We start from the raw sequence: 21,982 nt of genomic DNA, 5'->3' as shown, positions 1-21,982 counted from the left end.
TTATGCCTCAATCTGATAGAGGATGAAAAGCAACTCGTGCTCCCGACCCTTGCCTTGCAAGTGATAGCGCCACTCGTAGCCACCAGGGTATTGGCTCACCACCCATTCGTAATCACCCAGGCGCTCGGGCACGAAGACAAATACTACCACGGCATCTTTTCTCAAGGCATCCGGCTGTACCTGCGCCAGATTCTGTACGTCCTCCCCCCATAGATTCGGATCGAGGTAGGGCAGTGTCGCGAAACCCAGGAACAGGCGTGGCAGGCCGAAGAAATACACGTAGTGGTCGCGATTTAGGTCCCGCAGGTAGCGGCCCACCTCGGTGGCGATCTCGGCCTGCGGGCTGCCATACACCCGCAGGGGCGTGAAGGTGAAGAAGTAATAATGGGCGCTGGCAATGGCGATGGCAGCGATGAGAACCACCATTGCCAACTGCCGGACCCAACGTCGCAGCCGCCATATTTTTTGGATATACTCCAACACCTTGCTGAGCCCCACCACCTGAAAGAGACAGATCCCCGGAGTCAGACCCGTCAGCCGCTGGCTCGAGGGCGGTGAATCGGTGAGTGCGCCGCCAAAGATGACAGTGCTCATATACCAAGCCAGGATCAGGAAATATGGCAGTTCCAGGCCATGGGCCACCGCGTAGGCAAAACCCAGCATGAAAAGTGCCGCCGGGACGAGGGGCAACAGCGGTCGCGGCGAATTGTACCATACTACCCGGTCGGGGTAATAATTGGTGAAAAGAAACGCCCGCCGAAACTGGTCGAACAGCAGGTAGGCTTTGCTTTTGCCGGTGATCTGCACTTCGCGGTCCAGCCAGCCAGACTGGAAAATGCCCACCGAGTTCAGCCGACCATTGAACTCGTCCGGGTGCTTAGAGTACCAGGCAAACAGGGGAGCGCCGACAATGAGCATCCCCACCACCAGGATGAATAGCCCATCCCGATGCTGGGAGAGAAAATCACGTTGTCGGAGAGCGAAATAAGCCAGGGTTATCACCACCAAGACGGTAGTGAGCCGCGCCCCGGCATAGAAATACCAAGACAGCCCTAACACAATGCCGGCCAAAGCCCAATCCAGCCTCCGCTTCCCCTCCACCGCCCGGAGCAGGAAATAATAAACGGCTGCTGTGAACAAGGGGTCGGCGATCTGATTCGACCCGAGGCGGCTGTAATGGATGTGATAATCGAAGCAAGCAAGCAGAACGCTCGTGGCCATCGCCCATCCAGGATGGAACAGCCGGCGAATCAGCAGGTACACCATCAAGACAGTTGCCGTGCCCACGAGCGCCCAGGGCAATCGCAGACCAAATGCCTCCCGCCCGAAGACCTTGATCCACGGCGCATTCCAGAGCATCGAGAGACGGGGCACCGATAACCAGCCCGTGGCAAAAATGTTCCCTCGGTATCCCGGCGTTATCATCTGGATGGCTTCCAGCCCCTGGGAACACTCATCGCCGCCGATGTTCTGTGGGATACTCTGCAAGTGGACCACCCGCAACAGAAAGGCAGCCAGAAGCAGGAAACAAACACCCACCACCTCGTAACGATGAGCCTGTAGGGCTGTCCAGGAGAACTTAGGCACACCCTCGACGAAAGCGAGGGCATAGGCGACCACGCTAACCAGCCAGAGCCGCCAGGCCCACCAGTAATTGGGGTCGCGGGCGATCTGGGTGATGTATAGGGTGGCAGCAGTGGATACCAGCGCCACCGCGAGACAAGCGGACTGCCAGGGACGCTCCCTCATCCCCACCCAGAGCCGTGACCAGATGGCCTCGCCTTCGCTGCGGTCGGCCTGGGATATACTCTCCAGACGGCGCGAGAGAAGGAGAAAGGCGAGGATCGCGACGCAGTATAGCGCTACCGCATCCCAGAAGAAATCTCGCTTTTGCAGGAAGTAGTATTGCCCAGCCAGGGCAAAGGCAATGGCGACAGTGAGCAACAACGCAGCCGAAAGTTGCTTGGATCTCAACTCACTCCCTCACAGCACCCGATATATGCGCACTCGCTCGTTGTGATAGACCAGTTCCAATAGCCCCATCGAGCGCATATACTCGAACTTGTCGGTGGCTGCTGTGCCATAGTACGCCTCTTCCAGTTCGCCCATATAGATGTAACTGACGTCGTATTTCTGTAGCAGGCGCATGGTTTCCTGGACATTGGGATTCGTGTATGTCTCACGCACCTCGGCGACGCGGTGATCCACCACTTCGCGCGGCATCACCGAGCGCTGTTGGGCCTGGTGCCAATCCCAACCCACAGTGGCGGGCAGGCCGGTATAGATGGAAACCCGCGAGCCCCAACGATAAAGTGGCGTGTTCGCCTCCAGAATGACGGGCGAGCCCTGGATATGGTCCAGCATCCACTGGATGGCCTCATAATCCCACTTGAGTTCCAATTCACGGTTTTCGTCATAGTAACGAGAGGTGGTCATATAGGCCATGCCGTCGAGCCCCGACCCAAGCTGTGGGTCGAAGCGGTCGCGGATCTTGGCCTGGGTCGCATACAAGGGATAAAGTGCGGCGCAGATGAAAAGCACCGTGAAAATACACCACCAGACCGTTCGCACCTCTTGAGACCAGCGCGACGAAGCCTTGACCAACGTGTCCAGTGCCGCCGCCGCTACGATACCCCACAGGACCCACACCTGCAGGTAGAACTTGAACACGGTATTCATACGCCCGATGTCGCCGCGCAGCACGACCCACTCCACGGCCACGGTCAAAGCCAAAGCAAGCGCCCCCAACACCCACATAAAACGCTGTCGAGGGTCGGCTCGGGCGCGCAGGATAAGCGCAACGAAAAGCGCGCCCAATGGTAGGATCACCAAGTACAACCACATCCCGGCCTTCATCGCCAGGAGCAGCGCCAATACGAGCACCCCGTAGGCCAAGGCAGAGGGCACCAGCCACTCCCGCCCCCTCACCACCAAGACGTCATAGAGGGACCACAAGCGCGGGATTCGATCCCAGAACCTCACTGATAACCGGAGCATACGTATGCTGCCACCACTGCGCCTTTGTCCGAAAACGCTCCAGAAGACAAAACTGCCGATGACAAACAAGAACAGACCGTGGATAGTCAGATAATCGCTCAGGGCAGTGCGCTCGTGTTCCCACAGTTCGATGGCCGTGTAGCCAGTAGCGTAGTATCGCCAGAACGGATAGTACAGGGCAATGCTCAGGACCGCCACCACACCGGCGCGAACGATCCAGGCGACGAGACCATCCAGATCCACTCTGCCACGCCGTTCGTACTCGCGGATGCCCAAGGCGAGGGCGGTGACGAGCAGGTAGGTAGGCCAATCCCAGGTGTTGATACAGCGCAGCGCCCCCACAGCGAAGGCCAGGACGAGCAATTCCAACCCCTCTGTCCAATCCACGCGGTGGGTGAGAGCCTGCAGCCAGGCCCGCCAACCAGCGATGGTTCTCCCTACGCCGGACCTTGCAGTGGCCGCCCCCAAACGAACTTCTCGAACCAGATTGACCGCCATGCCCAACACCATCACCGTGAAAGGCAACGACATCAAATGGGCGTGGAGGTCCGCATACAAGAAGGTGAAATACGGGAACTCGTTGATCTCCCCGTGGGGCATCACCCGACTGGCGTTCCAGTAGGGCCATTCGGGACGGAAGGGAAACGGCTGAGGCTGGCGAATCCAATGCCAGAGCCCATTGAGTGTTCGGATCAGACCACTCAGGCCAGGGATGGCACTTTTCACCTCGCCGATGGCGCTGAAACTCTGGAACCCCGTGGCAATCAAGCCCGCTTCTGAGAGATTGCCCAGCACGGCGACGAAAAGCGCTCCCGCCAGCCCGCAAAAGAGCGCCGTCCTATCTTGCTGGTCATCTACACTCGCACGTTGGCTTGCCACCAGATTATAGGCCACGGTGAAAGCGCCCATTGCCAGCAGCGCGAAGTAGAGGGGTAGCGCCAAATTGTAAGATACCCAGGGCACGATGCCGGTGAGTTTGACCAGCGTTGCGGTGATGATCTGGCCAAAATAATAGTAGTTCAGGTAGCCGCCGGCATACCACGGGTCGTAGGGCGGGAACTCCGTGCTCTTGATGACCGCATTCAGGTAGGCGAAGTCCATCGGCTTCTCGCCACCCATCACCGGATGCCAGAGGTCCGGATTGCCCCAGCGGACCAACAAGAAAGCCACGAAGAAGAGCAAGAACAGCCCCTCTTCGATCAGCAACGTCCGCCGATTGACACGTAGCCACGCTCTGATCTCGTCGCCTCGTCGCCAGAGGAGATAGCCCCCCGTACCGGCGAGGAGGCACAGAGCCAGGAGAATGGTCCACTGCTCGTAGGTCAGCGGCGTGAAATTGACCAGCATCCAGGTGACCCAAGTGAGCGACAGAATCCCCAGGGACTTGGCGAAAATGTAGCCCCGGTCAGCCATGTGGCGGAGAAAGGCGTAAGTCAGAGGGAGACTCAATAGCCCGATGACCTCGACCGCAAGCAACCAGAAGAGAACAGGCCACTTGTTGCTGAGGCTATTGCGATTGAAAATGCTCGACCAAGTGCCACCTGTTTTCTGGACTTCCCAAGTACGTTCGTCATACACTAACCCGTTTTTCCACGACCCCGCCTGGATGGGCCACAGCCGTTTGATCTCATCCCACTGGATGCCCTCGCTGAGGATCTGGTACACTCGCGTGTGGGAATAGTCGCTCGTCTTCTTGAAGATGAGCACTTTGGGGTGGTCGTAGACCGTCCACACCTCCTCTGCCTCATCGTCGTTGAACTGAATGGGACCAAGATTAGGGTAAGAAGTGAAGGTCTTGATAAGTTCGAAGCCCAGTTCCCCGGCAAATAGTTTTTCGTAATAGCGGGTCATCATCGGGTAGCGCATGGGCAGACGGGGGATGGACTTATACAGTCGGGTGCTGGTGATCATGATATAGTCGGTAGCGTCGAGCGTGTCCACGAGTTGGACCAATTTGGCTGGCTCGTCCTCCGCATAGCCCTGGATCTCGTGACCAACATACCAACCCGCGCCGAAGCCATCCTTGCCGTCTATTCGTAGCGGTAGGCCATCGTCCCAGTGTTCATTGGCGATGTGGCTCCCCGGTGGAATGTTCTCGTATATCCAGCGCGAGGCGGCGATGCGCGTAACGGGGCGGGTGTAGATGCGCGTGACCGCGTAGGCCCAGAGGATGCTCCCGCCCACCACCACGAGAGCCAGTGCTAAGGCAGCGATGGGCAAATAGCGCCGCCAGCCACCCTTCCGGTACCAAGCCAAGGCCCGCTGCCAACACCAGACCACCAGCCACCCGGCCATCAGCGCCAGAAAAGGGTAAATGGGCACCAAGTAGCGCAGCGATTTCACGAACTGGCCGCCCTGGTACAGGAAAAATAGGCTGATCCATGAGACGGGCAACAAATGCGCCAAATTTCGCTCCTTATAGATTTGCCAGGCGGCGATGACCACCCCTGCCCACGCCGCCAGTCCAAGAGGCAACCCCAACCCCCAGAGGAGCATGTTCTGCAGCGGGTAGAGGTAGGGCGTGCGCCCCGTCCACTGGTGGCTGGGCGGGTAATCTATCTGGCCACTCACCAGTTTGCTGACGTAGGACATATTGTCCAGCCACATCTTGGAGAACTTGAAGTTGAAGAATCCAGGCCCCTGGAAGGCATAGGGCTGGGCAACGCGGAAAACCAGCACGGCAATGATGCCGGCAAAGATAGCCCACCACAACGCAGGGGTAACCAGAGAAATGAGCGTTCTCTCTTCCGTCGTCCGGGTGGGCGAATTCGGCGCTTCCAGGCGCAGGGAGATGTCATAGCCGACCAGGGTGCGCTTCCACTCCAGCAGTGGGCGTGGTCGGACCGATGGCTCCGGACCTTTCTGCCACTGGCGGTATATCCGCACCACACAGGCCAGGCCAATGATCGCCACGAATACGGCCAGGTTGATCTTGCTGGCCACCGCCAGCCCATAGGCGATCCCCAGGGCAATGAAATCACCCACACCGCTGCCTTCCGAAATTCTGACCGCATAGTAAAGGGCGACCGCTATCAACGTCGTGGCAAAGGTGTCCACAGTGAAGAAGTGGGATTGTTGGATGTTGAAGGCCGTGGCCGCTGCCAGCAGTGCCCCCACTGCCCCTACCCACGACCCGTACAGCCGCCGCCCGATCAGATAGATGACGTACACCGTGGCCAGGTCGAAGAGGCCGGAGAGGAGCCGGCCCACAATGGTGATCTCATCGTAGCCGGTTTGGCCCACCATCTCGCCGATAACGCGGACCAGGAAGACGGGAAACGTCCCGTAGACAAAGGTGGTGTGGCCACGATTGAACGGATTGAGTGGCGAGTTCGCGGAATCGAAATACTCGCCCAATGATTTGGGCAGACTGATGCTCGTCTCCACCATAGTCAGGAACCGCTCGTCGGGGTGGAGGTGCTGGTTCTCATCCCAATTCACTCCGGTGAAACGGAACCAGGCTCCCAGGAGGATGGCAAGCAGGAGCAACCAATGTGCGAGGTGCTGGTCGGTGAAAAAAGCCCGCACCCTCACCAAGCAGCGGTTTTGTCTGCAAATTGTCATACCAACATCGCGCTGCGTATCCATAGCAAACCCTTAGCGTTCGTGGGCGGCGCCTCGCTCACCGCACTGGCTGGCCAGGCACGAAGTAGATGACGAAGTCTTTGCCCGGCGTCTTGGACCTGTAAAGCCGCACCTGACCGTTGGGGAAATTCTCCTCCAACCAAGCCAGACTCTCCGCATCATCAGGGTGGAGAATATAGAGCATATTGTTGGGATCACCGATGTAGACTGCCGCTTCGTGGATGTCCATGAACACGTTGGCTGGCGTGTCGAAGTGAACGTTGCCGGCAACGATGCCCACGTTGCGATTGTCCACCCAATGTGGCCACGATTTCACGAAGGCGTGTTGCATATCGCCCACCGAGTTCACGAAATCCCGTATCACCCCGCCGATCTCGGAGGTGTTCCAGGAAGACTGGCGGTAGTGCTGGTCATACTCAACGAAATACTGCTTGTAGTCGCGCTGCGCCGAGTAGATCCCCAACAGAAGCATGATGGCTGCCCCCACGAGCAGGCCCGCTCTCCACACCAGAAAGCGCCGGATTTGCCATACTACAACCACCAAAGGCACTCCCACGATGGCGAAGACGAAGGGGATAGCCCCGCCCATACGCACTGCGCTGGGGTTCTCGCCAGGGAAAGCAATGCTGAGAGTAGATGGGAGCAACATCACAAATAAGCAGACGAGCAAATACCCGCCCATCGGTTCACCGAAACGAAACAGCCGGAAAAGGAGATAGGCCAGCCCGAGGACAAACAGCGCCCCCGCCACTACCTCCAACAGGGGCTTGCCTGGCACCTGAGCAAGCCACACCACATCGCCCTTCACATTGAACGCCAGAAAGCCGTTCTTCACGTTGTCGAGAAATATCTTTCCCCCCTGCCCCGGAATCGCACGCTCGGCATCCGTCGAGCGCGTGAGCACCCGGGACCAGAACATCTTTGGCTCCTCCAACATATAACGGCCCAACGGTAGGAAAACCAGGGCGCACATTATGACCAGGAGAATGCTATTCTGTACGTACTTGCCTATGCCCGCTGCCCAGACCCGCCGGTGAATGAGCAGGTGGATCGTTAAGACGATCACGATCAGGAGGGGGACCACACGGATCGGGATGTAAGTGTGCAAGCCCGCCCCGAGGAAGAAGCCGGCCAGGAGGAAATCGTTGCGTCGGTTGTATCGCATGGCGCGGAAAACGAAGAGCATGGGCAGCGCCGTCCACAGTGGGCCGAAGGGATGACGTAGTCCGATGCGGCTCATAGAAACGTGCCACTTGGAAGTGGCCATGAAAAGGCTGGCCAGCAGGCCCACTTTCTCGTTGAACAACAGGCGCGCGAGAAAGAATGTGACCAGCACCGCCAGGATGCCCACGATAGCCGTCCCGACTTTGAGCGCCATAAAGCCAAAAGGAATGCCACACACGCGGATGAGGAATGCCGTTAAGTAGAACTGCATGGCTTCGCGGCCCGTGTTGCGGGGGAAGAAAATGGGCCTCATCCCGTTCAGCACATCGTTCACGTCCAACAACTTCTCCGCGTGGTCACTGGTCATCTCTGCGGGGGTGGCATCCAGGCGATAGACGCGGAAGAAGACCGCCAGCAACATAATGAGGATGAGGGCTACGACGGGCCACCGGATGGTGATATGCCAAGCGGAGGCGCCCAGCCGCGCCCGCCATTCTGTCAGGCGTTCGCGCCACCGGCCGTCCTCGCGCTGCCAGAAGGCATAGAGGAATAGGCCGCAAGCCAACCACCAGGCCAGCACGCCGTTGCGCGTGAACTGATTGTGGCCGGAATGGACGAAGGCATATAAAGCCGCGAAAACGCAGGCGATCGCTGCGATGCGCCGCGTGCCGATTATATCGGCGAAAGGCGCAGGTTCTTCTAAAGCGAATGGCTGGGCGGATGGTGCATAGATTGGGGATTTGCGTTCACTGCCTGTGCTCCACAAGAAAAGGAAGACAGCAGCGAGGTAGAAAATGGCTCCATCTACCACGAACTCGCTTTGCAAGCGAACCTGAGCCACCAACGCGAACCCCAGGGCTAAGATGCTCATCAGTGCGTTTCGTGCCTCACGCCGCGTGGTCAATGTGTGCCACCTCCCACCATCAGAAAGTCGATTCCCGCCGCTCTAATGTCGTCCTCTCCTCCGCATCTTTCCGGCAAACCAACAGCAGATTCACCCCGTCCTGGGGAGCATCCCGCAAATAATGCGCGTATAGGATGCGCTCGGTAAGCCGGACCCCTGGCCCATCTGGCCAGAGCACCCTCCGCCTTATCAGCGGTTTCAACAACAAAGTGTGCACCGACAAGTAATGGAATAACTCAAAGACCACTACTGTTTGCGGCGAGAAATACCGCTCTTCGCGCACGACGCGCAAACCCGCACGATGAAGCCGCTCTCGCCAGACCCGGGGTGCATCCAAATGGTAATGCACTGACCGGCGGTTCCACCACCGCCCGTAGCGCTCGCCGAAGAGTCTGGTGCCCAGAAGCGCACCGGTAAAGCGGTCAGTGGGCACGGTGGTAACAAAGGTGCCCCCAGGTCGTAGCACCCGTGCGATCTCCGTCAATGTCCCATCCACGTCAGGAATGTGCTCGATGACGCAGTTCGCCAACACCGTGGCGAAGGCTCCATCGGCACAGGGCAGCGCCGTCCCGCTGGCTTGTGCCAAGAGTCGGTGTATCCCCCGTCGTCGGGCATCGGAAAGGGCTGTCGAGGAGGGATCCACACCCATCTCCACGGGCCGGTCGAAGACGGTGCTAGTGAAATAACCGTCACCGCACCCCAGGTCCAGGATGGGTCGCTCCCACGGCCAGCCATCGAGTAACCGAGCCTCTATGCTTCGCAATAGCGCCAAAAACGGCGGCATGCCTCGCAATAGCCGCCGCAGATGGTTCTCAGGCACGCCCGCTGACCCTCTCCATCTCTGCAGCGAAGAGCTCCTCGTACTCCCGTAGGGTAACTTCGAGGTCGAAGATAGCCTCGATTTCCCGGCGTGGGCGCACGTACCTCTCCCGATGCTGGACCACCTCCACCACCGCATCGGCGATGGCGACCGGATCGCGGATGGGCACTACCTGGCCCATGCCGGTCATGTACACTGGCTGGCGCACGCCGGGCAAATTGCTCGCCACCACCGGCGTCCCACAAAGCATGGACTCCACTTGCACCAGACCAAAGGATTCCGTGGAGTTCACGCTGGAAACCACCAGTACATCAATGGCAGAAAAGAAGTTTGCCATCTCCTGCGGGTCGAGCACGCCCAGGAATTTCAGATAGCCTTGGTTCGCCTGAATGAGGGGCTCCAACTTGCGGAAATAGGCGTTTTCACCGAGCACATCTTGATATGGCCCGGCCAACAACAAATAGGCGTTGGGAATGCGCTCCCGGATGAGCGGGAGAGCACTCAGAAGGTACTCGACGCCCTTCTCGGCGGCCACCCGGGCGGCGAAACCAATCACCACCCGTCCGTTCAAATCGTATGCCTGGCACAGAGCCGCACGACCCTTCGGATCCACCGCTGGCATCCGTACCGGAGGGGGGATCACCCGCACCTTCTCCAGGAACTGCGACAGGTAAGGTGAGTGTTCCGCATAGTCCTGGGTATAGGCCACAATGCGGTCGGCCAATTGGCCAGCGATCCAGTTGCTCACGAAAACTACTTTGTCCACGAACCGGTTGAACAGGCCGTGCGGCAGTTGCAAATCACAGTGGTAGGTGAGGATGACCGGCCGGCGAGTGACAAAGCGCCCCAGGAAGCCCAATAGGCTGGCCTCGAACTGCGGGAGGTGCACGCTCAGCACATCATGCTCGGCGATCAGTCGGTGGGCGTACAAGGGGAAGCGTGGCATAATGCAGCCTTTGCTGATGCGGAACCAGACTGGCACGCGGACGATGCGCACCCCATCCATTTTCTCCTCGGCAGGCAGAGCCCGATCGTACTGCGAAGTCAATACGGTAACGCGATGTCCTCGGGCAGCGAGGGCCTCGGCCAGGCGCTGCACGTAGATGGTGAGCCCGCTGACGTGGGGGCGATAATAGGTGAGCACAAAGAGGATCTTCACGGCTGCTCCTCGAACAATGTCCGGTTGTCTTGTACCCACTCCAGAAGGCGCTGGATCCCTTCTTCTTTTGAGACGGTGGGTTGCCAGCCGAAATCACGGGCTGCCTTGCGGGTATCGCTAATGTAGACGGGCTGGTCACCAGGGCGCCAATCGCCCCAGGCTGCAGCCTCGACTGGCCGACCCAATAGCGAGGCCAGAATACGGTGAAACTCCGCCCAGATAGACATCGCCCTTTTTGGGCCGCCGCCAATATTATAGACTTGCCCGGCAGTAATTTCGATGTGCTCCACGGCAGAAACGAAAGCGGCCACCAGATCATCTACCCAGAGGATGTCGCGCACTTGTTTGCCATCGCCATAGATGGTGATGGGTCGGCCCATCACTTCGGAGATGATGAAATGCGCCACCCAGCCTTGGTCTTCAGTGCCAAACTGGCGCGGGCCGTAGATGCAACTCATGCGAAAGACGATGGTGGGCAAGCCGTAAATGCGATGATAATCGCGCACGTATTGATCGCCAGCGCCCTTCGAACAGCCGTAGGGTGAGTGGAAATCCAGTGGCCGGTCTTCGGCGATGCCCTCTGGGTAATCGCGGTACTCGTAGCGAGAGTCGCGTTCGACCACAGCCACATCTTCCATGCTGCCATACACCTTGTTCGTCGAGGCGAAGACGAAGATGGGGTTGGTCTTCGCCGCGCGGGCTGCCTCCAGGGCGTTAAACGTCCCCAGGGCGTTGATCTCAAAGTCGGTGCGTGGGTCGGCGACCGAAGTGGTAACGGCTACTTGGCTGGCAAGGTGAAAGATCACGTCCGTGCCCGCCGCTGCCTGGGCCAATGCCTCGGCATCACGCACATCGGCGCGCATCAGGCGGAAACCGCATCCATGGCGCTGGCGCAGCCATTCCACATTTCGCTCCACGCCCCTCCGCGAGAGGTTGTCGAAGAGGATCACCTCATCTCCTCGGCGCAGTAATGTGTCGGCAAGATTGCAACCCACAAAACCGGCCCCGCCGGTTATCAATACCTTTCGCGCCCCCATTGGCGCATTGCCTCCTTCGCTAATTGCACTGATAACATGCCCTCAACCTGCCTCGGCGACTTTCTCCCGCAGTTGTTCGTAGGAGATGCTCTCCTTCCATGCGCCGAACAGGCCAAAGATGGCGAACAATACATAGTTCAGGGCGTGCATGACCAGCGCGTAGGTCAATGCAACTCCCTCCTCCACGCCAAACAGGCCTAACGCGACCACCGTCAGAGCCTCGAAGACGCCGATGTAGCCCGGCGACGAGGGGACGGTCATCCCCAGCGAAGTGAAAACTATCACCGCCACCCCAGCAGCGAAAGGCACTGATAGGCCAAAGGCAAGTGTGCCACAATACATCATGAGTGCCAGCAGTGCCCAGATCAGAAGGGAGGAGGCGATCAGGCCGGGGCCTTGTCGCGGCGACCTCAGGACCGCCAGGCCATCGAGGCCAGAGGCGATAAATTCATAGATGCTCGGTTTATTCAGCGGCGTGCGTCGCAATACGGCGCTCACCAGTGCCATGGCCCGCTCCTTCTGCCACGAGAGGACCATCAGCACTAAGATCACCCCAATGGCGACCACGCTCACCACGCGGCCAGATTGCATCAGTGCCGGAGAGAGCGGCACGAAGGGGATGAGTGCCGCTAGAAAGGCCACTATGGTCAGCGTATCCATCACCCGATCCACGATTACCGTGGATAGTGCGCGGCCCACGTTCACTTTCTCCAACTCGGCAATCAGGTAGGATCGTACCAGGTCCCCGGCCCGGAAGGGGAAGATATTGCTGACCAAGTAGCCAATATTGATCACATTCAGGAGGCGACCGAAATGCAAGCCCTGCAGGGGATAGAAGAGCACTTGCCAGCGGTAGGCACGCGCCACCAGTGACGCCAGCAGAAGGAGGGGCACAGGTAAGAGCCACCACAGATTCACCTGCCGCAGGGCTGAGAGTACCGTGGCGAAGTCTATCCCCCGGGTGGCCAGATACAAGCAGAGGACGCTGATGACGATTCCGATCCAGAACCGGGCTTTTTTCATTGCAAGGATGCTCCTTTCCTTTAGACTTCTATTATAATGCCAGATAGACTGATTGGCAAAGACTTACTGATTTTGATACAACATAAATCCCCGCGCCCCTCCGCATCACCGGCGCGGGGACACGTCCAAACTCCCGCTATTCGCTCAACCTCAACACCGCCATAAACGCCTCCTGCGGTATCTCCACGTTGCCAAATCTCTTGAGGCGCTTCTTGCCGGCCCTTTGCTTCTCCAACAGTTTCTTCTTGCGCGTGACATCCCCGCCGTAGCACTTCGCCAGCACGTCCTTGCGCAGGGCCTTGATCGTGGTCCGAGCGATCACCCGCTTGCCCACCGCCGCCTGGATGGGCACAGCGAAGAGTTGGGAGGGGATGACCTCCTTGAGTTTGCGCACCAACACGCTGCCCTTGGCGTAGGCCTGGTCGCGGTGCACGATGACCGAGAGCGCATCCAGGGGCTGCTCGTTCACCAGCACCTCCATCTTGACCAGATCACCGGGGCGGTACTCGGCGAAGACGTAGTCCAAGGAGGCATAACCTCGTGTGCGCGATTTCAACTGATCGTAGAAGTCCACGATGATCTCGGAGAGAGGGATGAAATAGGTGAGCAGCACCCGTTTTTCGTCCAGGTACTCCATTTTGTCGAACTCGCCGCGCCGGTTGGTCACCAACTCCATGATGGGTCCAATGTACTCGGCGGGGGTGAAGATGCTGATGCGCATCCAGGGCTCGGCGATTTCCTCGATTTCCCCTTCTGGTGGCAACTCAGCAGGGTTATCCACCTCGATGATCTGGCCATCGCGCTTGCGCACCCGGTAGGCCACGCTGGGAGCAGTGGCGATGAGGTTCAAGCCGTATTCGCGCTCCAGCCGTTCCTGCACGATCTCCATGTGCAGGAGGCCGAGGAAACCACAGCGGAAGCCGAACTTGAGGGCCTGGGAGGTCTCCGGTTCATAGACCAGGGCAGCGTCGTTCAGGCGCAACTTGGCCAGGGCATCGCGCAACAGATTGTAGTCCTCGCCCTCGACGGGGTAGAGTCCGGCGAAGACCATAGGCTTGGCCGGGCGATAGCCCTCCAGCGGCTGGGCGGCGGGCTGGTTCAGGCTGGTGATGGTGTCGCCCACCGAGGCCTCGCGCACGTCCTTGAGTCCGGTGGCCACGTAGCCCACCTCGCCGGCCGACAACTGCTCCACCGGCGTCATCTTGGGGCGGAAGACACCGATCTCCACCGCCTCCACCGGCACGTTGTTGGACATCAGTTTCAGCGGCTCGCCGGTCTTGAGGACGCCGTCCACCACACGCACGTAGGCCACCACCCCCTTGTAAGCATCATAGTGGGAGTCGAAGATCAGGGCACGCAGTGGTTCGCGGACCATGCCCCGGGGCGGAGGGATATGCCGGACAATGGCTTCTAACACGTCCACCGTGCCGATGCCCTCTTTAGCGGAGGCCCGAATGACCTGCGCCGCAGGGATGCCGATCAGGTTGTCGATCTCCTGGGCCACCTCGTCGGGGCGGGCAGCGGGCAGGTCTATCTTGTTGACCACCGGGATGATGGTCAGGTCGTGGTCGAGGGCCATGTAGAGGTTGGCCAAGGTCTGAGCCTCGATGCCCTGGCTGGCGTCCACCACCAGGATGGCTCCCTCGCAGGCAGCCAACGCCCGCGAGACCTCGTAGGTGAAGTCCACGTGGCCGGGCGTGTCAATCAGGTTGAGTTCGTATTCCTGCCCGTCCTGAGCGCGATAGAACATGCGCACGGCTTTGGCCTTGATGGTGATGCCCTTCTCGCGCTCCAGGTCCATCTGGTCGAGCACCTGCTCGGACATCTCGCGCGGACTGATGGTGCCGGTATATTCCAGCAGCCGGTCGCTGAGGGTGCTCTTGCCGTGGTCAATGTGGGCGATGATGCAGAAATTGCGGATGTGACTTTGATCCATCTCCACTCGCGCCGGGGCACAAGTGTTCTGGCCCCGGTGGAGCATAGTATACCGTATTTGGCGCAAAAGGGGGAAAATAAAGAGCGGTTTGAAACCCGCCCCTACCGTTTTGCGGGCCTATCTACGAGGGTCCAAATCGAACGAGGTGAGATCTCACTCAACAATTCCGCAGGTTGTTATCTCACCCTCTTCTCCACCCACGCTCCCACATCCCGCAGGACGGTTGCCTTCTCCACCTCGTTGAACAGTTCGTGGTAGAAGCCGTCATATACCTTGAGGGTCCGATCCTCCACCCGCAATCGGCCGAAGAATTCGACCGTGGCAGCGGGCAGAACCAGTTTGTCACCACTCGCCACCAGAAGCAGGATGGGGAGGCGGAAATCCCCAGCGTTTTCCACCACATCCGCTGCGGCACGCACGATCTCGGTGAAAGCGCGGGGCGTGATGGTATGGTGCACCAGGGGATCCGCCTCGTAGGCCCCGGCCACGGCCGGGTCGTGGGAGAGATAGTTGGGGTTCAGGCCATTGTGCATCGGCAGGGTCGGGAGAAGTGCGCTCAGGGGTTTGGCGAAGAGCGCGGACAGGAATCTCTGGACGGGGGGCAATTCGGCTGCGTTTGCCTCAATCCACGGCGAGGAGACGACCATGCCCCGCAGTCCCTCCGGATGGCACAGGCCATAGGACAGGGCGATCAACCCGCCCAGGCTGTGGCCGACCATGAAAGTGGGCACGTCCGGCTGGCTACCCTGCACCAATCCCACGAAGCGGCGCAAATCCTCCACGTAGTGCGCGAAATCCTGGACGTGACCGCGTGGGCCTTCCGAACGCCCGTGTCCGCGGAGGTCGAGGGCACAAATCCCATAGCCCCGCGGGACGAAATAGTCCACCACATTGCCGTAGCGCCCGCTGTGCTCGCCCAGGCCGTGGACGATGACCAGACGGGCGACCGGCGATCCGTCGGGCTGCCAGGTCTGGTAGTACAAACGCAATCCATCGGCGCTCTGAAAACTGCTCTCTTCGTGCTTCATTCGCATTCCTCCTCAATGAGAATTCTGTGCTGGCAGGTCAATGCCAGACGCGAGTCTCAGGGCCTGTTCGGGTGAGACACCCTCATCGGAAAGCCGGTGCCGGGCATAGCGTAACAGGTCGCGGGTCAGTGCGGTAACTGGCACGGCCAGCAGCAGGCCCCACACTCCCCACAACGCACCGCCGACGACCAAAACCATCATCACGATGGCCGGGTGCAACCGCACGCTTCTCCCCATCACTCGGGGCACGAGGATCAGGTTCTCCGCCTGCTGGACAATCAGGAAGGCGATGATGACGGCGATTGCTTTGCCCAGCGAATCGGGCAGAGCCGCAAGAACCGCCGGTATCGCGCCCAAGACAGGGCCCAAGTTGGGCACAAGTTCCAGGATACCCGCGAGGATGCCCAATAACAGGGCGAAATCCACATCCAGGATCACCAGGATGACCATCGCCATCACCCCTACCGATATGCAGAGCACTAACTGCCCGCGCAGGAACGAACTGAACGTGCGATCCACGAGTGTCTGGATGCATTGTAGATCTGCGCGATAGGCCGGGGGCAAGGCATTATAGATAGACCGGCTTATTCTCTGTTCGTCTCGCAGGACGAAAAACATCCACACCGGAACAAGCAGGGTGGCGAATACCACGCTGATCGTGGCCCGGAAGACGCCCGCGGCCCGCAGAATGCCCTGCTGCATCACCAAGAACAGGGTTTGGGTCAGGTTCTGCAGGTAATCTTGGAGGGATTTCTGGATATCGAGCGGGATACGCTTTTGATATTGTAACAGCCACTCCTGGCCATGCTCTTCCAAAAATTGTTGAAACATAGCAGCATAGAGCGGCAGGCTGCGCCCCAACAGGCTGATCTGGGCAGCGATGGCAGGGATGGCGAAGGCCAGCACTATGATAATCCCCAGCAAGATGATGAGGTAGGTAACCAGGATCGCCAGGTGGCGGGCATAGCGCCCTAAGAAAGGGCAAAGGCGCCCGATACCCCGGTGGAGCGCGTTCACCAGCGGGAGGATAATATAAGCAATGATTGCGCCAAAGAAAAATGGCAAGAGGGCCCCTCGAGCATTGTAGGCGATGAGAAACAGCCCAAGGAGCACTCCTACAGCCAGCAGAATTCGCAGCCGTCGCGTAGTCCAGAACTCAGCCACACTCACCTCCATCCATTAAGACGCATCACGCCCCACTCAGTTCCGCAAACCCCCTCACGGACCGACGTGGAACGGGCCCAGTGCCACGTGGTCTTCCATCGGGGAGCCCGCTTCATCGAGTACAGCGACCCGGGTTCCATCGCGTAAGGAGTACAGTCCCACCCACAGCCAGTAATCCCCTGGCGGTGCATCGGGGCTGACTGGGACGTCGTAGAACTGCGCCAGCACATCACCCTCGCGCCAGTCGGCGCTGGCCAGACCAAAGCCATCCTGCTGACCCCACTTCCGCCCCTCCGCATCCATTAGGTGATGGAAGGCGGTGTAGTCTGCCGCGCCGACTTCGCCGCTGAGCCCGCGAAATGTCCAATATGTGGCGAGCCGAAGGGTCTCCCCCGGCGTAACAACGTCCGGCCCATCATAGCCCATTAGCACCGCGCCATTGGCAAAGCGAACCCCCAGCGGGACGGCAGGCCGGGCTAAGATTTCCTCCAAGGGTTGGGCCGGGAGCACATAGACCGACAAAGCGCCAGCATCACCGGGCAGCGGCACCTGCGCGTTAACGTCGCCCCATGTCTCCAGCACCTCTTGGATAGCGCGGTCATCTCGCGTGGTCAGGTAAACGAGCGGCTGGCCCGCCGGAAGCAGCAAAGCGCTCACCCCACCCCGCCCCAAGAAGCGCGGCTCCACTTCCGGCCGCAACAAGCAATTCAGGATAGCGGGGCACTCTTCCCAATAGGGCACCGTGCCCTCGGTCACGACAGCCACCTGGCTCGCCCCAATCTCCTGCGCCGCGCGCAAGGCTGCCTCCCGCGCAGCCAGCCATGTCTCCAGAGGCACACCGAAGCCGCCGCTTGTGTCATAGGCGCGCACGTGGTCGTAGAGAGACCACACCGCGAACGCCTGCGTGCCTGCCAGCAAGAGGATTACGGCAAAGGTCACTATAGCCACAGCCCGAGAATGCCCGGCCACCCAGTCGGCAGCCAACCCCAGCACCAGAAAAACCGCCGGGAAGAGCACGGTCATATAATGCAGGTAAACCGGCGCCGGGCGCACCGTCAAGAGCAGGAGCGGGCCAAAGAGCCAGAGCAGGGCGATAAGGTATGCCTCCCAACCCTCTTCGCGCCGCCAAACCGCCCGGGCAGCCAGTGCCACGCCGAGCACCAGAAATGCAGATATCACATAATGGATATACAACAGGGCTTGAGAGACCCATGCGAATCGCCCCGCCGACACCCCCAGCAACGCCTCCAGGTTGAAGCCAGAAGCAATCCAGGTGACAAAGCGCCAGGCTTGGGCATCCACTTGCCACCTGCCACCCAGCGGGCTACGTGTTATGGCTGCCTGGGCGGCGGATACCTGCGAGAACATGTGTGCCAGATAGGGCAGCGATACCACGATGGCCAGCCCCAGGCCCAACCAGAATGGCCGTCCGGCGATGCGTTTACGGAAAACGAGCAGACTCAGCGCCGCGGCGGGGAGAAAGAGCACCGCCAGCAGATGCGTTTGTCCCTGGAGCCCGAGCAGGAACAGGAAGCCGGCGATTGCCCGGGACTGGCGCTGCTTCGGGCTCTGGAAAGCCCTCCCACATACGGCCTCGCACAGGAACCAGAGCATCAGGACGGTCAGAAGCGGCTGGACGTGCACCCAGGCTTTGCGCCCGTAGATCACCGCCCAGGGAGCGGCGGCATAGAAAAGGGCCGCGAAGAGGGCGGCCCGCCGGTTGAAGAACCGCTCTGCCAAAAGATAAGTGCCTGCCACCGCCAGCAGGTTCAGGCCAGCCACAAAGAGAACGGCGGCGAGGGGGTTGTCTGAGAACAGCGGGGGCAGAGCGTAGAGATACACGTCCAGCGCCGGGTCTGGAAGGCCGAAGGACATATTGCCGTCGGCCAGTGGAAATTCTTGCCCCGTCGCAATGCGCTGGGCATATGAGCACGCCTCGGCCTCGTCGAACTTGAACTCGGCGATGCCGGGCTGGCCGAAGCGCAGGACAGCAGCCAAAACGAGGATCAGGATCAGGGGCAAACATCGAATGGCGGACTTCCACGTAGAGGCTTCGCGGAGGGGCCGGGATCCTATCATGGCTTCGCAGTCTCGGCGGGGCGGCGCACAATACGCGAGCCGACCAGTTGCCACCACAGTCTGGTGAGATCTATCCCCACCCGTGCAATGCGCCCGAAGTTGAAGAACTGCGACTTGCCATAGGCGCGGTGATAGTGGTGCACGGGCACTTCGGCGAACTTGAACCCGGCATCCTGGATCTTCTTCACCATCTCCACGCAGATCACGCCGGAGTTGGATTCCAGTTTCACTTTGTCGAAGACGCGACGGCGTATGAGGCGGAAATCGCAGTCTACGTCGCGGACCTTGAGGCCGAAGGCGATCTTCACCGTCCAGTGATAGATGCGCCCGATGAGGGTGCGGTACCAGGGGTCGGAGCGGCTGATCTTGTAGCCCTGCACGATGTCCACATCGTCAGTCATCTTTGGGTAAAGGATGGCCAGTTCGCGGGCGTCGTATTGGGCGTCGCCGTCGGTGTAAAAGATGAGTTCCTTCGTGGCGTTGGCGAAGCCCGAGCGCAAGGCCCCACCGTAGCCACGGTTTCGCTCATGGGTGATGACCCGCAGTTCGGGATAGTGTTGCGCCAGTTCGGCCAGCACCTCTCCGGTGTAATCCTGGCTCCCATCGTTGACCACGATCACCTCGTAGTCATCGGTCAACTGGCGCAGGGTCATAATCGCGGTGAGCACCATACTGGGGATGGTGCCGCCATCATTGTAGGCCGGGAAAAAGACGCTGATGCTTTTGGACATATCGCTCCTGACTCCAATCTACGGGACCCAGCGGTGGATCACCTCGGCCACGTACTCCACCTGCTCATCGGTCAGTTCAGGGTAGATGGGCAGCGAGAGGATCTCCTCGGCCGCCCGCTCGGCCACCGGATAATCGCCGCGCTTGCCGCCCAGGAACCGGTAGCATCCCTGGAGGTGCAGCGGGATGGGGTAGTGCACCTGCGTGCCCACGCCGTGCGCCTCCAGATGGGCTTGCAAGCGATCCCGGGCGGGAGAGCGCACCACGTAGAGGTGATAGACGTGCTTGCCGTAAGCCATCTCCACGGGCGTGGTCACCGGGCTGTGGGCCAGCAATTCATCGTAGCGGTGGGCGATGCGCCGCCGCGCGTCGTTCCACTCATCCAAGTGGCGCAACTTGGCGCGCAATAAGGCTGCCTGCATCTCATCGAGCCGGCTGTTGATAGCCAGCATCTCATGATGATAGCGCTTCGACTGGCCGCCGTTGCGCAGGAGCCGCAGCCTCTCAGCCAGGGTCGGGTCGCTGGTCACGCACAGACCTCCATCGCCGTATGCCCCCAGGTTCTTGCTGGGATAGAAACTGAAGCAGCCGATGTGGCCGATGCTCCCCACCCGCCGGCCCTTGTATTCCGCCCCGTGGGCCTGGGCCGCATCCTCGATCACATACAGTCCACGGTGCTCCGCGATCTCCATGATAGGATCGAGATCTGCGGGCTGGCCGTAGAGATGGACGGGCATGATAGCCTTGGTGCGCGGCGTGATCTTGGCCTCGATCTGCTCCGGGTCCATGTTGAAACTATCGGGCTGGATGTCCACGAAGGTGGGAGTTGCGCCGGTGGCGGAGATGGCCAGGGCGGTGAAGCAAGCGGTCAGCGGGACGGTGAGCACCTCGTCGCCGGGGCCGATGTCGAGGGCCATCACTGCCAGTTGCAGGGCGTCGGTGCCGTTGCCGACGCCGATGGCATAGCGAGCGCCCACGTAGGCGGCGAATTCCTCCTCGAAGGCAGCCACCTGCTGGCCCAGGATGAACCAGCCACTATCGAGCACCTGCTGGAGGGCGGAGTCAATCTCCTCACGCATCGAGTCGTACTGCAAGCGCAGGTTGCCGAAGGGAACGTTGGTCACCGCCCACCTCCTCGCTAAAGTTAGCGTCATTATAGCCCAATCTGGGATATCAGGCAACAGCGAGATGTTTTGGTGGGAGAGAAGAGGGGGCGGGTCCGCAGTGAGGCGCCTTGGCAGAGCATCAATTGTCGACCCGGTGGATGAGGCTGTTGGTCGTTTGCATTGACCCAAGGGAGATTCTGTGATATGATCTATGTAAAGTCAGGGTGTAGAGATAGCGGTTTGCTTGATGATGAGCTGAAACCCCCAAGGAAAGATGAGCAATACCATAGCGAAGGGCACGTCAAACGCCCGCAAATGCGTATCAATGACGAATCGCCCAGATGGGTCATTTAGGAGTTCAGATGGACACCGCCTGCGTCCTGTTAGCCCCTACTCGATAAAGACGCAAAGGAGGCACGGGAAATGCAACTCTCGTCCAGTGACCAACTTCTTGCGAGTGCAGCTCGTTTCTTAATTGAGGGGCAGGAAGAAGATGCAGCTAGTGTTCTACTTTCCTGCTCCTTAGATGTTTGGGAGTCTGGTGACACCTGGTATGTAGGTGACGAGGTTCATTACGCTTTACACATCACTCTGACAGGCCCTCGTGCTGCTTATGATATCCTTTGCAACGACCACCACCCGATTACAAAGGCTATCACCCGAGCTCTCAACGCTGTGTTACCCGAAGATACCTACATAAAGCACTTCACTCCCAAAGCAGAACTCATTGACATTGATCCCGACTGGCGCAGTGAGTTGCTAGAGATCGCGCGTGGCAGGGGTGTGCACAATCAAGCCGTTGAGGCTATATCAGCCAGGATGTGGAGCAACTTGCGTTTCCGCTCCGAAAGCGAAATCCGAATCGCAAAGGCGCTCGATCAAGCAGGCGTTCTCTTCCTTCCCAACTGCAAGGCTCGCCTTGGTTCTCTCGAAAACCGACGGAATCGCGAAGCAGACTTCTTAGTTTGCTGCGAGGGCAAGTGGGGCATTCTGGAGGTGGATGGTGAGCCATTTCATCCTCCCTCTCGCACCGCTGAGGATCACGAGCGAGATCGACTCTTTCGTGCTCATGGAATACTCGTTGTCGAGCATTTTGATGCCAGTGAATGCTTCGAGAACCCGGCTGGCGTAGTGCAACGATTTTTGGAGATTCTAAAGAGGGCTTAGTGGTTAAACCACGCATTGGAGGCTGTTCTGTATTTTGCAGTCCGCCTCGTTCGCTCAAACTCCTTATACTTCGCAAAGCACAAA

The 21,982-nt window shown here is 59.5% G+C and carries 14 protein-coding genes; 1 reads left to right on the top strand and 13 read right to left on the bottom strand.

Going from position 1 to position 21,982, the window contains the following annotated elements; translation table 11 throughout:
• From H5T64_05060 to H5T64_05000, 13 genes are all read right to left on the bottom strand, one after another.
• The gene (locus tag H5T64_05060; protein ID MBC7263712.1) at nucleotides 1–1,974 is read right to left on the bottom strand and encodes a glycosyltransferase family 39 protein; all 1,974 of its coding nucleotides are present in this window, start codon (nucleotides 1,972–1,974) and stop codon (nucleotides 1–3) included.
• Between the two features lie 9 nt (nucleotides 1,975–1,983).
• The gene (locus tag H5T64_05055) at nucleotides 1,984–6,585 is read right to left on the bottom strand and encodes a glycosyltransferase family 39 protein (protein MBC7263711.1); all 4,602 of its coding nucleotides are present in this window, start codon (nucleotides 6,583–6,585) and stop codon (nucleotides 1,984–1,986) included.
• A gap of 34 nt (nucleotides 6,586–6,619) precedes the next feature.
• On the bottom strand, nucleotides 6,620–8,650 hold the full coding sequence (locus tag H5T64_05050) for a glycosyltransferase family 39 protein (GenBank protein ID MBC7263710.1): 2,031 nt from the start codon (nucleotides 8,648–8,650) through the stop codon (nucleotides 6,620–6,622).
• A 19-nt stretch (nucleotides 8,651–8,669) separates the two neighbouring features.
• The gene (locus H5T64_05045) at nucleotides 8,670–9,470 is read right to left on the bottom strand and encodes a class I SAM-dependent methyltransferase (protein MBC7263709.1); all 801 of its coding nucleotides are present in this window, start codon (nucleotides 9,468–9,470) and stop codon (nucleotides 8,670–8,672) included.
• A complete protein-coding gene (locus tag H5T64_05040) occupies nucleotides 9,463–10,629 on the bottom strand; it encodes a glycosyltransferase family 4 protein (GenBank protein MBC7263708.1) in 1,167 nt (388 codons plus the stop codon). The genes H5T64_05045 and H5T64_05040 overlap by 8 nt, the downstream gene beginning before the upstream one ends.
• A complete protein-coding gene (locus H5T64_05035) occupies nucleotides 10,626–11,666 on the bottom strand; it encodes a GDP-mannose 4,6-dehydratase (protein ID MBC7263707.1) in 1,041 nt (346 codons plus the stop codon). Before H5T64_05035 ends, H5T64_05040 begins: the two co-directional genes overlap by 4 nt.
• Before the next feature lie 42 nt (nucleotides 11,667–11,708).
• On the bottom strand, nucleotides 11,709–12,689 hold the full coding sequence (locus tag H5T64_05030) for a flippase-like domain-containing protein (GenBank protein ID MBC7263706.1): 981 nt from the start codon (nucleotides 12,687–12,689) through the stop codon (nucleotides 11,709–11,711).
• Between the two features lie 136 nt (nucleotides 12,690–12,825).
• Nucleotides 12,826–14,625 carry an elongation factor 4 gene (gene lepA, locus H5T64_05025; GenBank protein MBC7263705.1) on the bottom strand — a complete coding sequence of 600 codons (1,800 nt, stop codon included), beginning with the start codon at nucleotides 14,623–14,625 and terminating at the stop codon, nucleotides 12,826–12,828.
• 176 nt (nucleotides 14,626–14,801) lie between these two features.
• Nucleotides 14,802–15,653: a lysophospholipase gene (locus tag H5T64_05020; protein MBC7263704.1), complete on the bottom strand. Its 852-nt coding sequence runs from the start codon at nucleotides 15,651–15,653 to the stop codon at nucleotides 14,802–14,804.
• 12 nt (nucleotides 15,654–15,665) lie between these two features.
• Entirely contained in the window at nucleotides 15,666–16,817 is a 1,152-nt protein-coding gene (locus tag H5T64_05015; GenBank protein ID MBC7263703.1) for an AI-2E family transporter, read from the bottom strand.
• 54 nt (nucleotides 16,818–16,871) lie between these two features.
• A complete protein-coding gene (locus tag H5T64_05010; protein MBC7263702.1) occupies nucleotides 16,872–18,896 on the bottom strand; it encodes a glycosyltransferase family 39 protein in 2,025 nt (674 codons plus the stop codon).
• On the bottom strand, nucleotides 18,893–19,627 hold the full coding sequence (locus H5T64_05005) for a glycosyltransferase family 2 protein (GenBank protein ID MBC7263701.1): 735 nt from the start codon (nucleotides 19,625–19,627) through the stop codon (nucleotides 18,893–18,895). The genes H5T64_05010 and H5T64_05005 overlap by 4 nt, the downstream gene beginning before the upstream one ends.
• Before the next feature lie 18 nt (nucleotides 19,628–19,645).
• A complete protein-coding gene (locus H5T64_05000; GenBank protein ID MBC7263700.1) occupies nucleotides 19,646–20,779 on the bottom strand; it encodes a DegT/DnrJ/EryC1/StrS family aminotransferase in 1,134 nt (377 codons plus the stop codon).
• A gap of 375 nt (nucleotides 20,780–21,154) precedes the next feature.
• Here H5T64_05000 and H5T64_04995 point away from each other — a divergent pair, with 375 nt between their 5' ends.
• Nucleotides 21,155–21,898 (top strand): hypothetical protein, encoded by a 744-nt coding sequence (locus H5T64_04995; protein MBC7263699.1) that lies wholly within the window; start codon nucleotides 21,155–21,157, stop codon nucleotides 21,896–21,898.
• The last annotated feature ends 84 nt before the right edge of the window (nucleotides 21,899–21,982 follow it).

Source organism: Chloroflexota bacterium, assembly GCA_014360825.1.
Lineage (GTDB): Bacteria > Chloroflexota > Anaerolineae > UBA2200 > JACIWT01 > JACIWT01.
The sequence above is the reverse complement of the archived record's forward strand: the minus strand, read 5'-3'. Positions and strand labels throughout refer to the sequence as shown.